Annotated in this window: 10 protein-coding genes and 1 pseudogene; 6 read left to right on the top strand and 5 right to left on the bottom strand. The window is 74.0% G+C overall.

From position 1 onward, the window contains the following. Positions 1-126 precede the first annotated feature (126 nt). Positions 127-843, bottom strand: a complete 717-nt coding sequence (locus ACFWMZ_RS00635; RefSeq protein WP_383180057.1) for a hemolysin III family protein — start codon at positions 841-843, stop codon at positions 127-129. A 626-nt stretch (positions 844-1469) separates the two neighbouring features. Here ACFWMZ_RS00635 and ACFWMZ_RS00630 point away from each other — a divergent pair. After that, positions 1470-3290: a phosphoenolpyruvate carboxykinase (GTP) gene (locus ACFWMZ_RS00630; protein ID WP_383198944.1), complete on the top strand. Its 1821-nt coding sequence runs from the start codon at positions 1470-1472 to the stop codon at positions 3288-3290. A 224-nt stretch (positions 3291-3514) separates the two neighbouring features. Here ACFWMZ_RS00630 and ACFWMZ_RS00625 read toward each other — a convergent pair whose 3' ends face one another. Further along, positions 3515-3928: a hypothetical protein gene (locus ACFWMZ_RS00625; RefSeq protein ID WP_383180063.1), complete on the bottom strand. Its 414-nt coding sequence runs from the start codon at positions 3926-3928 to the stop codon at positions 3515-3517. Positions 3929-4122: 194 nt separating this feature from the next. Continuing rightward, positions 4123-5334, bottom strand: coding sequence for a pyridoxal phosphate-dependent aminotransferase (locus ACFWMZ_RS00620; RefSeq protein ID WP_383198942.1), 1212 nt, complete (start codon positions 5332-5334; stop codon positions 4123-4125). Between the two features lie 380 nt (positions 5335-5714). On the opposite strand from ACFWMZ_RS00620, the pseudogene ACFWMZ_RS00615 reads away from it, so the two are divergent. Next, positions 5715-5843, top strand: a pseudogene (locus tag ACFWMZ_RS00615) (DJ-1/PfpI family protein); the annotation flags it as partial. A 152-nt stretch (positions 5844-5995) separates the two neighbouring features. Here ACFWMZ_RS00615 and ACFWMZ_RS00610 read toward each other — a convergent pair. After that, positions 5996-7645, bottom strand: a complete 1650-nt coding sequence (locus tag ACFWMZ_RS00610; protein WP_383198941.1) for an amidohydrolase family protein — start codon at positions 7643-7645, stop codon at positions 5996-5998. A 73-nt stretch (positions 7646-7718) separates the two neighbouring features. Continuing rightward, positions 7719-9089, bottom strand: coding sequence for an amino acid deaminase (locus ACFWMZ_RS00605; RefSeq protein ID WP_383198939.1), 1371 nt, complete (start codon positions 9087-9089; stop codon positions 7719-7721). A 364-nt stretch (positions 9090-9453) separates the two neighbouring features. On the opposite strand from ACFWMZ_RS00605, the gene ACFWMZ_RS00600 reads away from it, so the two are divergent. The 4 genes from ACFWMZ_RS00600 (at position 9454) to ACFWMZ_RS00585 (ending at position 12752) form a co-directional block, all read left to right on the top strand. Then, on the top strand, positions 9454-10548 hold the full coding sequence (locus ACFWMZ_RS00600) for a sugar kinase (protein WP_383180075.1): 1095 nt from the start codon (positions 9454-9456) through the stop codon (positions 10546-10548). Continuing rightward, complete coding sequence (locus ACFWMZ_RS00595) at positions 10545-11339, top strand: IclR family transcriptional regulator (protein ID WP_383180078.1); 795 nt, start codon at positions 10545-10547, stop codon at positions 11337-11339. Before ACFWMZ_RS00600 ends, ACFWMZ_RS00595 begins: the two co-directional genes overlap by 4 nt. Next, positions 11336-11761 carry a RidA family protein gene (locus ACFWMZ_RS00590; protein WP_383180081.1) on the top strand — a complete coding sequence of 142 codons (426 nt, stop codon included), beginning with the start codon at positions 11336-11338 and terminating at the stop codon, positions 11759-11761. The genes ACFWMZ_RS00595 and ACFWMZ_RS00590 overlap by 4 nt, the downstream gene beginning before the upstream one ends. Positions 11762-11978: 217 nt before the next feature. After that, positions 11979-12752, top strand: a complete 774-nt coding sequence (locus ACFWMZ_RS00585) for a hypothetical protein (protein ID WP_383180084.1) — start codon at positions 11979-11981, stop codon at positions 12750-12752. Positions 12753-12897: the final 145 nt, after the last annotated feature.

Below are 12897 nucleotides of genomic sequence, written 5' to 3'. Positions count from 1 at the left end.
ATTCGCCGTTCTGGGTTGGGCTGGGGGGCGGTTTTTTTTTTAAACCCGCGGGGGGCCCCCTGGCGGGGGGGGGGCCGGGGTCCCCCCCCCCCGCCCCCGAGGGCCCGCGCCGCGCCCGCGCGCGCCCTATCCGTTCTGGTACGCCACCATCGAGATCGCCACGTAGTGCACGACGAAGGCCCCGAGGGTCAGCGAGTGGAAGACCTCGTGGAAGCCGAAGTAGCGGGGGGAGGGGTTGGGCCGCTTGAGGCCGTAGATGACGCCGCCGACGCTGTAGAGGAGTCCGCCGATGACGACGAGGACCAGGACGGCGACGCCGCCCGCCCGCATGAAGTCCGGGAGGAAGAAGACGGCGGCCCAGCCCATCGCGATGTAGCAGGGGGTGTAGAGCCAGCGGGGCGCGCCGACCCAGAAGACGCGGAAGAGTACGCCGGCGAGCGCGGCGGCCCAGATGCCCCACAGCAGCCAGCGCCCCTTGGAATCGGGCAGCAGGAGCATCGTCAGCGGCGTGTAGGTGCCGGCGATGATCAGGAAGATGTTGGCGTGGTCGAGGCGGCGCAGGACGGCCTCGCCGCGCGGCCCCCAGGTGCCGCGGTGGTACAGCGCGCTGACACCGAAGAGCAGACAGGCGCTGAGGGCGTAGATCGCGCAGGCGACGCGCCCCCGCGTCGTGTCGGTGAACGCGGTCAGCGCCAGCCCCGCGATGACGACCGCCGGGAACATCCCGGCGTGCAGCCAGCCGCGGAGTTTGGGTTTGACGATGGCGGGGATCTCGGCCGCGAGCTTGGCGGCGCTCGAGCTCTTCGACGGGGAGGTCGTCGCCTCGGAGGGGGGCGGAGTCATAGCGGAATGGTAGCTACGGCTCCGTAGGTACGGAATCAGCACCTCCCTCGACGCCCGGCGCCGGCCACCCCACCATCAAGCAGACCCCGCCCACCGTCCCCCACGCACGAGCCGCGACCTCCAAGCCCGGCCGGCGTTCGTCTGTGACCGGCGCGGTCGAGCGGCGGGAAGTCATGACCAGCCCGGCCGGCGGTTGAGGCCGTCTGTGACCGGCATGGTCGTGCGGCGGGAAGTCATGACCAGCCCGGCCGGCGGTTGAGGCCGTCTGTGACCGGCGCGACCAAGCGGTGAGGAGCCATGACCAGCCCGGCCGGCGTTTGAGGCCATCAGTGACCGGCACGGTCGAGCGGCGGGAAGCCATGACCAGCCCGGCCGGCGTTTGAGGCCGTCTGTGACCGGCATGGTCGTGCGGTGCCAGCCGCCCCCCCCGCCCCCGGGACGCCCCGCGGCGCAAGCGAAGGGTGCCCGATACGTGGCGACGCTCACGTGGGCGGCCCCCTGGACAGATGGGCAAAGCAGGCGGATGATCAAATGAGTGCGGTCGGCACCGGATGAGCGGCTACGAAGCATCCGGGTCGCGGCCCCCACGGGGCACTCACCTCTCACACCCTCACTTAGGAGCGATCGTGGCGCGCGACATCGCGGCTCCCCCTGCCCCCACCAACCACCAGGAACTGATCGCCTGGGTGGACGAGATCGCCGAACTGACCCAGCCGGACCAGGTGGTCTGGTGCGACGGTTCGGAGGCCGAGTACGAGCGCCTGTGCGAGGGGCTCGTGGCCAAGGGCACGTTCACGAAACTCGACCCGGTCAAGCGCCCGAACTCCTACTACGCCGCTTCCGACCCCTCCGACGTCGCGCGCGTCGAGGACCGCACCTACATCTGCTCCACCAAGGAGGAGGACGCGGGCCCGACCAACCACTGGAAGGCCCCCGCCGAGATGCGGGAGATCTTCGCCGGCGAGCAGGGCATCTTCCGCGGCTCGATGCGCGGCCGCACGATGTACGTGGTGCCGTTCTGCATGGGCCCGGTCGGCTCGCCGCTCTCCGCGATCGGCGTCGAGATCACCGACTCCGCGTACGTCGCCGTCTCCATGCGCACCATGACCCGCATGGGGCAGCAGGTCCTCGACGAGCTCGGCTCCGACGGCTTCTTCGTCAAGGCCGTCCACACCCTCGGCGCGCCGCTCGCCGAGGGCGAGCAGGACGTCCCGTGGCCGTGCAACACCACCAAGTACATCTCGCACTTCCCCGAGGACCGCGAGATCTGGTCCTTCGGCTCCGGCTACGGCGGCAACGCCCTGCTCGGCAAGAAGTGCTACGCCCTGCGCATCGCCTCCGTGATGGCCCGCGACGAGGGCTGGCTCGCCGAGCACATGCTGATCCTCAAGCTGACCCCGCCGCGCGGTGAGTCCAAGTACGTGGCCGCCGCCTTCCCGTCGGCCTGCGGCAAGACCAACCTCGCCATGCTGGAGCCGACCATCTCCGGCTGGACCGTGGAGACCATCGGCGACGACATCGCCTGGATGCGGTTCGGCGAGGACGGCCGCCTCTACGCGATCAACCCGGAGGCCGGTTTCTTCGGCGTCGCGCCCGGTACCGGCGAGCACACCAACGCCAACGCCATGAAGACCATGTGGGGCAACTCCGTCTTCACCAACGTCGCGCTCACCGACGACGGCGACGTCTGGTGGGAGGGCATGACCGAGGAGCTGCCGCAGCACCTCACCGACTGGAAGGGCAACGACTGGACGCCTGAGTCCACCACGCCCGCCGCCCACCCCAACGCCCGCTTCACCGTCCCGGCCGGGCAGTGCCCGATCATCGCGCCGGAGTGGGAGGACCCGAAGGGCGTGCCGATCTCGGCGATCCTCTTCGGCGGCCGCCGCGCCACCGCCGTGCCGCTGGTCACCGAGTCGCTGAGCTGGAACCACGGCGTCTTCCTCGGCGCCAACGTCGCCTCCGAGAAGACCGCCGCCGCCGAGGGCAAGGTCGGCGAGCTGCGCCGCGACCCCTTCGCGATGCTGCCCTTCTGTGGTTACAACATGGGCGACTACATGGCCCACTGGGTCAAGGTCGGCGCCGACAAGGACCAGGCGAAGCTGCCGAAGATCTACTACGTCAACTGGTTCCGCAAGAACGACGCGGGCGAGTTCGTGTGGCCCGGCTTCGGCGAGAACAGCCGCGTCCTGAAGTGGATCGTGGAGCGCCTGGACGGCACCGCCGAGGGCGTCGAGACCCCGATCGGCGTGCTCCCCGCCAAGGGGGCGCTGGACACCGAGGGCCTGGACCTCTCCGACTCCGACCTCGACTTCCTGCTCACCGTGGACAAGGGCGCCTGGCGCGAGGAGGCCGCGCTGGTCCCCGACCACTTCAACACCTTCGGCGACCACACGCCCAAGGAGCTGTGGGACGAGCACCGCGCGCTGGTCGAGCGCCTGGGCTGACGAAGCTCGCCCGCCGCGTGGGTGTCACGAGCGCCCACGCGGCAGGCGTACCCGCGTACCACGCGACCGCGTGAGGTGTACGAGCGCCTGACGCGTCCGCGTCGCACGCACCGACCGCGTACCCGGGGGTCCAGCCGGGGTACGCGGAAGGGCCGGTCCCCGCACAACGGCGTGCGGGGACCGGCCCTTTTCCCGTGCTGCCAGGCCGTACGGGCGAGGCCCGGTCAGGCGGCGGTCGCGTACTCCCGGCGGCTCGCCTCGTGGGCGTCCATCCGCCGGGCGGCGAGGATCGCCGCCGCCGTGTCGGCGCGCGAGGCGGCGACGACCAGGGCCCGGCCCGCGAGGGCGTGGGCGCGCTGGTGGAGGGCGGCGAGCCGCGGCTCGTGGATGGCGGTGGCCACGGCGGACCGGACGGGCGGCGCGCCCTGCCGCAGCCGGGCGACGGCACCGGACAGCTGCTCGGCCGCCTCGTCCAGCGCCGGGTCGGGGCGCAGGGTACGCAGTTCGTCGGTGACGGCGAGCAGTGCCGAGAGGTGTCCGGCGAGCTGGATGTCCAGCTCCTCCTCGCGGCTGCGGTGCGGGAAGTCGGCGTCGTCCGGGAGGGTGTGCGCCGACGTGGTGCGGATCGGTTCGTACATGGGGACGGCCTCCAGCTCCTTGCTTGAGCACCATCCTACATTGGAATCAGTCTAAAGTTGTCGCCAGTCCGGAAGCGTGCCGGGCCGGGTACGCTCCGTGGTCGAAAACAGGACAAGGAGCCCGAAGGGGGCTCCTTGTCTCTGCGCGTCTCTGCTCGTTTCCGCGCGTCCCCGTGAGGCGCGCGAGGTGCCGGTCAGGGCTGGCTGTACCCGTCGAGGAAATGGCCGATGCGGGTCACGGCGTCCCTGAGGTCCTCCGCCGCCGGCAGCGTCACGATGCGGAAGTGGTCAGGGTCGGGCCAGTTGAACCCGGTCCCCTGCACGCACATGATCCGCTCCTGGCGGAGCAGGTCGAGGATCATCTGCCGGTCGTCCTTGATCTTGTAGACCTTCGGGTCCAGGCGCGGGAAGAGGTAGAGCGCCCCCTTCGGCTTCACGCAGGAGACGCCGGGGATCTGGGTCAGCAGGTCGTACGCGGTGTCGCGCTGCTCCAGCAGGCGCCCGCCGGGCAGGACCAGCTCCTGGATGGTCTGCCGCCCGGTGAGCGCGGCGACCACGCCGTGCTGGGCCGGCATGTTGGCGCAGAGCCGCATGTTGGCGAGGATGTTCAGGCCCTCGATGTACGACTGGGCGTGCGCCTTCGGACCCGAGATGGCGAGCCAGCCCGAGCGGTATCCGGCCACGCGGTACGCCTTCGACATGCCGTTGAAGGTCAGCGTCAGCAGGTCCGGGGCGAAGGCTGCGGTCGGGGTGTGGGTGGCGCCGTCGTAGAGGATCTTGTCGTAGATCTCGTCGGAGCAGACCAGGAGGTTGTGGCGGCGGGCGATGTCGGTGAGGGAGCGCAGCATCTCGTCGCTGTAGACGGCGCCGGTCGGGTTGTTCGGGTTGATGATGACCAGGGCCTTGGTGCGGTCGGTGATCTTCCGCTCGATGTCGGCCAGGTCGGGCATCCAGTCGGACTGCTCGTCGCACCGGTAGTGCACGGCCGTGCCGCCCGCCAGCGAGACCGAGGCGGTCCACAGCGGGTAGTCCGGAGCCGGGACGAGAACCTCGTCGCCGTCGTCGAGGAGGCCCTGCATCGCCATGGTGATCAGCTCGGAGACGCCGTTGCCCATGAAGACGTGCTCGACGTCGGTCTCCACGCCCAGCGTCTGGTAGTTCATGACCACCGCGCGGCGCGCCGCGAGAAGCCCCTTCGCGTCGCCGTATCCGTGGGCGGAGCCGACGTTGCGGAGGATGTCCTCCAGGATCTCGGGCGGGCACTCGAAACCGAACGCCGCCGGGTTGCCCGTGTTGAGCTTGAGGATGCGGTGACCGGCTGCCTCCAGCCGCATCGCCTCCTCCAGCACCGGACCCCGGATCTCGTAACAGACGTTGGCGAGCTTCGTGGACTGGATCACCTGCATGTCCGTGAGCTTACGACCGCGTTTCCCGGTCCGCTCCATGATTTGGCCCACGCCGTACGTGGAGAACACCCCGCTATGACCCCTTCACGAGGTGGGGGTGGGGCAGGCCGCGAAACGCCCGCGCCGCCCCATTCCCTGCCGTGACGGGCGGCGCGCCATCGTTCCCTCAGCCGGGGGCGGGATTCCGCTTGCGATCCGATGGCAGGTGCATGCAGTCGGGCGGGGCCGTGACGGGCCCGGGAAAAGAGAAAGTGACCTTCGCCGCATCGGGGGTACCGGCCGGTCCGTGACCCGTTGCCGCCCGCCGGGGCGCCCGCCGAGAATGGGGCGCCCCGGCGCCCCCGCCCCGGGCGCCCCACCGCCCTGAACCGGAGCCTGTCGTGCGTATCGCCTTCCCCCTCTTCGACGGCTTCACCGCCCTCGACCTCGTCGGCCCCTACGAGATCCTCCGCATGCTGCCCGGCGCGGAGATCGTCCTCGCCGGGGAGCGGGCCGGGGCCGCCGTACCGCGCCCGCGCTCTGGCAGCGGGCCTGAGCCCCGTCCCCCGCGCCCGCGCGGACCGGCCGCCGGGACACCGGTGCCGCGTGCGTCCGCCCGGCCGGAGCGGCTCCCGGCGGGCGGCGGCCCGGTCCCGGAACCGACGGGGCCCGGGACCGGGCCTCAGCGGCCCTGCCAGGGCGTGCGGCGGACCGAGCGGCCCGCGAGGACCTGGGTGCGGTGGCCGTCCTCGACGGTGAAGCGGCCGTCGACCAGGACGTGCGGGATGCCGGTCGGCGGGGTGCGCGGCGCGGCGAAGGTGGCGCCGGAGGCGACCGTCTCCGGGTCGAAGAGGACCAGGTCGGCGCGGTACCCCTCGCGGACCAGGCCCCGGTCGGGCAGGCGCAGCCGGGCGGCGGGGCGGGAGGTGAGGTGGGCGACGCACTCCTCCAGGGAGAGCAGACCCAGCTCGCGGACGTAGTGGCCGAGGTAGTGGGGGAAGGTGCCGTAGGCGCGCGGGTGGGGCTTGGCGCCCTGGAGGATGCCGTCCGAGCCGCCGGTGTGGACGCGGTGGCGCATGATCGCGCGGACGTTCTCCTCGTGGCCGACGTGCTGGAGGATCGAGGTGCCGAGCCGGTCCTCGGTGAGCAGCCGCACGGCGGTCGTCCACGGCTCCTCGCCGTGCGCGGCGGCCGAGGCGGCGACGGTCCGGCCGACGTACGCGGCGAGCGCCGGGTCGGCGGTGCCGGAGATCTCGATGGTGTCCCAGTCGATGGGGACGCCGTGGCAGCCGTCGGAGCCGGTCACCTCCAGGTCCGCGCGGATCCGGGCGGCGGTCGCCGGGTCGGTGAGCCGGGCCAGCAGCGCGTCGGGGCCGCCCTCGGCCGCCCAGGACGGCAGCATCGCGACGAGGGTGGTGGCGCCCGGGGTGTACGGGTAGCTGTCCAGGCTGATGTCGGCGCCCGCCGCCAGCGCCCCGTCGAGAAGGGCGAGCAGGTCGCGCGCCCGCCCCTCGTTGACCCCGAAGTTCATCGTGGCGTGCGCCAGGTGCAGCGCGCACCCCGCCTCCCGGCTGAGCGCCACCATCTCCTCGTACGCGGTGAGCGCGCCCGCCCCGTAACTGCGGTGGTGCGGGCAGTAGTAACCGCCGTACGAGGCCACCACGCGGCACAGCTCGCTGAGTTCGGCGTCGGAGGCGTACATGCCGGGGGTGTAGGTCAGGCCGGAGGAGAGGCCGACGGCGCCCTGCTGGAGGCCCTCGGCGACCAGCCGGCGCATCCGGCCGAGTTCGGCGGCGGTGGGGGCGCGGTCCTCCCAGCCCATCGCGTACATCCGGACGGTGCCCTGCGGGACGAGGTAGGCGGCGTTGACGGCGATGCCCTCGCCGTCGTACCCGGCTCCCGCGAAGGCCCGGTCGAGGCGGTCGAGGTAGCCGCCGACGGTGCGCCAGTCGAAGGCGACCCGGTCGTCGCCGGGGCCGCCGCCGTTCCAGCCGGTGATCTGGGTGCGGACCTCGGCGAGGGTGCGGTCGTCCACCGGGGCGTACGACAGGCCGTCCTGGCCGAGGACTTCGAGGGTGACGCCCTGCGCGGCCTTGGCGCTGTGGTCCGGGTCGCGCAGCAGCGCCAGGTCGCTGTGGGCGTGCATGTCGATGAAGCCGGGGGCCAGGGCGAGCCCGGCGGCGTCGACGGTGCGGCGGGCGTCCGGGCGCGGGCCGCCCGCCTCCGCGCGGTGGACGGCGGCGATCCGGCCGCCCGAGACGGCGACGTCGGCCCGGTAGGAGGGGCCGCCGGTGCCGTCGACGACACGGGCGTCCCGCAGGACGAGATCCATGGGGGGTGCGAACCTCTCGGTGGTGCGTGCGGCGGCGGGTGCGGCCCCGCCCCGGGGTGGCTGCGAAGCCGGGTCAGAAGAAGGTGCGCACCAGCTCGGTGACGGTGCCGTCGGCCTCGGTGACCGGGATGAGCTGCCACTTGTCGAAGGAGGTGCACGGGTGGGAGAGGCCGAAGCCGATCCAGTCGCCCACCTCCAGCTCCGCGCCCGCCTCGGTCCGCAGCCAGCCGTGCTGGTCGGAGAGGCCGGTGAGGGTGACGCCGTCGGCCGGGCGCAGCACGCCGGTGCGGCCGTCGCGGACCACCTGGGCGTCGGGCAGGTGCAGGTCGTAGGCGGCGTCGCGCTTGCCCGCGTTGACGAAGGCCTGGTCCGGGCTCGGGCGGGAGAGGACCTGCGCCCAGAGCCGGAAGGCGGGCCGCAGCGCGCCCTCCTCGGGGACCCGGTTGAAGGGCGTCACGTGCTGGTAGTGCCCGTCGTCGTGCGAGACGTACGCGCCCGAGCGGAGCAGCTTCAGCACGGGCAGGGAGAGCGGCGGGAGTTCGGCGAAGACGTCGGCGACCGCGTCGAACCAGGCGCTGCCGCCGGCACTCACCACGATCTGGTCGAGGTCCGCGAACCGGCCCTCGGCGTCGAAGGCGGTGGCGAGCCCGGTCAGCCGCCGCAGCCAGGCGCGGACCCGCTCCGGGTCGGCGTCGGGCACCTCGCCCTCGTACCCGGCGACGCCCGCGAGGCGCAGCGTGTCGCTGGCGTCCACCGCGTCGGCGACCGCGCGGCAGCCCGCCTCGTCCCGGACGCCGGTGCGCGCGCCGTCGCCCGCCGCCAGCTCGACCACGACGTCCAGCGGGCGGACGGCGCCCGCCTCGGAGCGGGCCCGGTCCATCAGCTCGACACCGCGCACCGAGTCGACGTAGACGAGGAGCTGGAACCCCGGGTCGGCGTCGAGGTCGGCGCTGAGCGCGGTGAGGGCGGCGGCGTCGACCAGCTCGTTGGCGAGGAAGATCCGGCGCACGCCGAACTCGCGGGCCACCCGCACCTGGTGGGGGACGGCGACGGTGATGCCCCAGGCGCCGTGGGCGAGCTGGCGGGCGAAGAGCTCGGGGGCCATGGAGGTCTTGCCGTGCGGGGCGAAGGCGAGGCCGTGCCGCTCGGTGTAGGTCTCCAGCAGGGCCAGGTTGTGGGCGAGGGAGGCCGCGTCGAGGGTGAGGACCGGCGTGGTGAAACCGCCGGTGAACAGGGAGCGCCGCTCGGCCGCCAGCGCACCCACCGTCAGCCCGTCGGCGTCCGGCGGCAGCCCCTTGAAGCGCGGGCCGACCCGCTCCTCGCCGAGGCGGGCGGCGCGCTCGGCGGTGGTGCGGGCGCCCTCCGGGTCGGCGAAGGCGTGTCCGGCGGCGCGGGCGGGCACGGAGCCGTGCGGGGACGCGGGCTGCTCGGCGGCGGACGACAAGGGGGCCTCCCGGAGGGTCAGGGCGCGGGCGCGGTGCGTACCGTCTCGGTCCGCACCGTGTTGCGTTCTGTGCAACGCTCGTTGCGTAGAACGCTCCGAGCTGTCTAACATCCCCGACGATGCCGGGTCAATGGTGCGCGAACCCTTCCCGGCCGCACCGCACCCGTCCGGCGTCACCCGGCCGCACCAGGCCGGGCGGCGCCACCCCCGCACAGGCCGCGGCGGTCCGCCGCAGGGCCGGGCCGACGCCGCCGCCGAGGGACCGGCGCGCGGACGCCCCCTGGCCCGGCCGGCCGGTGCGGGCGCCGCCGACCGACCCGCCGCCGACCGCGCGCCGGGAGCCGCCCACCGTAAGGAGTACGCCGTGACAGCAGCGGGACACCCCGCCCCGCGCCCGGCCGCCCCGGACCCCGCCTCCGCGGCGCCGGGCACGGGCACCGGCCAGGGCCCCGACTGGGACGTCGTCTGCCTCGGCGAATCCATGATCACCTTCCTGCCCGACCGGCCGGGCCCGCTCGCCGCCGTCCCCTCCTTCACCCGCGCCATCGGCGGCGCCGAGTCCAACGTCGCCTGTGCGCTGGCCGCCGCCGGGCACCGCGCCCGCTGGGTCAGCCGGGTCGGCACCGACGGCTTCGGCGACCACCTGCTCGACGCCGTCGCCGCCTACGGCACCGACACATCCGCCGTCACCCGCGACCCCCACCGCCCCACCGGCCTGTACTTCCGCACCGCCGACGACCGGGGAGCCGCGGGACACGAGGTCGCCTACTACCGACACGGCTCGGCCGCCTCCGCGATGAGCCCCGGCACCGTCCCGTACGCCGCCCTCGGCACCACCCGCGTCCTCCACCTCACCGGCATCACCGCCGCCCTCTCCGCCGACTGCCTCGCCCTGCTGCGCGCCCTCACCGCGCCCCGGCCCGGCCGCCCCCTCGTCTCCTTCGACGTCAACCACCGGCCCCGGCTCTGGCAGGGCCGCACGGACGGCCCGGCCGTCCTCGCCGAACTGGCCGACCACGCCGACCTGGTCCTCGTCGGCGAGGACGAGGCCGCCGACGTCTGGGACCTGCACACCCCCGAGGCGATCCGCGCCGCCCTGCCCGGACCCCGCCACCTCGTCGTCAAACGCGGCAGCCACGGCGCCCTCGCCTACGACGGGGCCACCGCCACCGAGGAGCCCGCGCCCACCGTCGACGTGGTCGCGCCCGTCGGCGCCGGGGACGCCTTCGCCGCCGGGTTCCTCTCCGCCCTGCTGCGCGGCCTGCCCGCCCGCGACCGGCTCCGCCACGGCCACCTGATGGCCGCCGCCGCCCTCACCGTCCCCGGCGACCTCGCCGCCCCGCCCGCCCGTGCCGACGCCGACCGCCTGGCCGCGCTCGACGACGCGGCGTGGGGGAGACTGCGCCTTGGCCCCGGTTGGACCCGGGCGGGGGCCGCCGAGGAGGTACGCGTCCCATGAGCCAGACCGTCGACCGCGCGCTGAGCATCCTGCCGCTGCTCGCCGAGGGCCCCGCCGACCTCGGCAAGGTCGCCGACCGGCTCGGCGTCCACAAGTCCACCGCGCTCCGGCTGCTGCGCACCCTGCACGAGCACGGCCTGGTCCACCGCCAGGCCGACCAGCGCTACCGGCTCGGCGCCCGCCTCTTCGCCCTCGCCCAGGAGGCGGTGGAACACCTCGACGTGCGCGAGATCGCCCACCCGCACCTGGTCGCGCTCAACGACCGCTGCGGCCACACCGTGCACCTCGCCGTCCACGAGGAGCACGAGGTCCTCTACATCGACAAGGTGGAGAGCCGCTATCCGGTCCGCATGTACTCCCGGATCGGCAAGCCCGTCGCCACCACCGTCGCCGCCGTCGCCAAGCTGATCCTCGCCGACCTCCCCGAACCCGAGCGCCGCACCCTCGCCGAACGCCTCGACTACCCCCCGTACACGCCCCGTTCGACGCCGAACGCCGCCGCCTTCCTCAAGGAGCTGTCGCTCGTGCGCGAACAGGGCTGGGCCACCGACCTCGGCGGCCACGAGGAGTCCATCAACTGCGTGGCCGCGCCCGTCCGGGGCCCCGACGGGCGGGTGGTGGCCGCCATGTCGGTCTCCGCCCCCAACGTCGTCGTCACCGCCGAGGAACTCCTCGCCCTGCTCCCGCTGGTCCGCCGCACCGCCGACGCGATCAGCCGCGAGTACTCGGGCAGCGCCCCCGTCCCGGCCGACCCGGCACCCACCAAGCAAGGAAACGGAAAGACACCATGAGCGACGCCACGCCCCTCACCAAGACCGCCCTCACCCCGGCCACCCACACGACGCCGCCGGCGAAGTTCTCGCACGGCGTGCGCAAGGGCAACATCCTCCAGGTCGCGGGCCAGGTCGGCTTCCTGCCCGCCGTCGAGGGCCAGGCGCCCACCCCGGCCGGGCCGACCCTGCGCGAGCAGACCCTGCAGACCTTCGCCAACGTCAAGGCGATCCTGGAGGAGGGCGGCGCGAGCTGGGACGACGTCATGATGATGCGCGTCTACCTCACCGACACCGACCACTTCGCCGAGCTGAACGAGATCTACAACCAGTACTTCGCGGAGCAGGACCTCCAGGCCCCGCCGGCCGCCCGCACCACCGTCTACGTCGGCCTCCCCAAGGGCCTCCTCGTCGAGATCGACGCCCTCGCCGTCCTGGGCTGACCTCCCGGACCGCCCGCCCCGACGCCCCCGCCCGCTCCGGCGCGCGGGGGCGCCGCCGTGCCCGGCCGCACCGCACCTCACCCGCCGGGGTCGTGCGCGGGGGCGCATCGCGCGAAGCCGCGCGCCCGCCGTGCGGGTGACGCGAGGGCTGCCAGCCAGGCGCGTGGGGGATGGGGTCCCCGGCGAGCCAGACCAACGCGGGAGAGGCCGGACGACGATGGGCGACAGAACCACCTGTGCGGAGAGCGACAGCCGTCCCTGCGGGAGCCCCGCTCCCGCCGTCGGAGGCGGTGCCTCGGGCGAGGAGAGCGGCGGGCCCGCGGAGGGCGGCGCCGGGGACGACGGGCCGCGGTGTACCGAGGGCCGGGTGCGGGCGGCGCCGGTACGCGTCCTCGGCGCGGCGCCGGCGGCGTACGCCCCTACCGTCCCGCCGGACCGCCCGCCGACCGCCCGGCCGCGCGCCTCCCGCCGGGGCGCGGCCGCCGCCGGAGGCGCCGCGCTGCTGGTGGTGTTCCTGCTCGGCGGCGTGGCCGGGCAGGCGGGCGGGATCGCCGGGATCGCCCTCGGACTGGCCCTGTTCGCCGTCCTGGTCGCCACCGCCCGGCCCTGGCGGTACGTCCTGCCGCACTTCCTCGCCGGGCTCTGGATCATCGGCTTCGCCTCCGCCGCCTTCCAGGACGCCCTGCTGCTGACGCGCGGCGAGTGGATCTCCGCCGTCGTCACCCGCGACCTGCACGCGCGCACCGGCCCCCGCTGCGACCTCGCCGACCTCCAGGGCCACCCGCTGCCTCCCACCACCTCCGGCTGCGGCCCGCATCGCACGGGCGACCGGGTACGCGTCCTCGCCGACCCCTTCCGCCTCGCCCCCAGCCGCTTCGACCAGCCCCCGGTCCGCGACGCCTGCCTGACCTGGGGGGCGGTGGGGGTGGTCTACGTGGCGGCGGGGGCGGCCGCCGGGTACGGGGCCGGGCGCCGGGCCGCCGGGACGTGAAGGAGGCCCCGCCCATCGGGACGAAAGGCCGAGGTGATGCGGAGCCGGGCATTCCGGGGCGCGGAGGACCACTTGTGCCGCCACCCTTGTGACCGACCCGGCTTTACGGTTTCTTGATCTCCTCGTACCGAACGCCCACCGCGCC

The organism is Streptomyces sp. NPDC058373, from assembly GCF_042723275.1.
In the GTDB taxonomy this organism is placed as follows: Bacteria; Actinomycetota; Actinomycetes; order Streptomycetales; family Streptomycetaceae; genus Streptomyces.
Note: the sequence above shows the minus strand (reverse complement) of the source record. Positions and strands in the feature narration are given on the sequence as shown.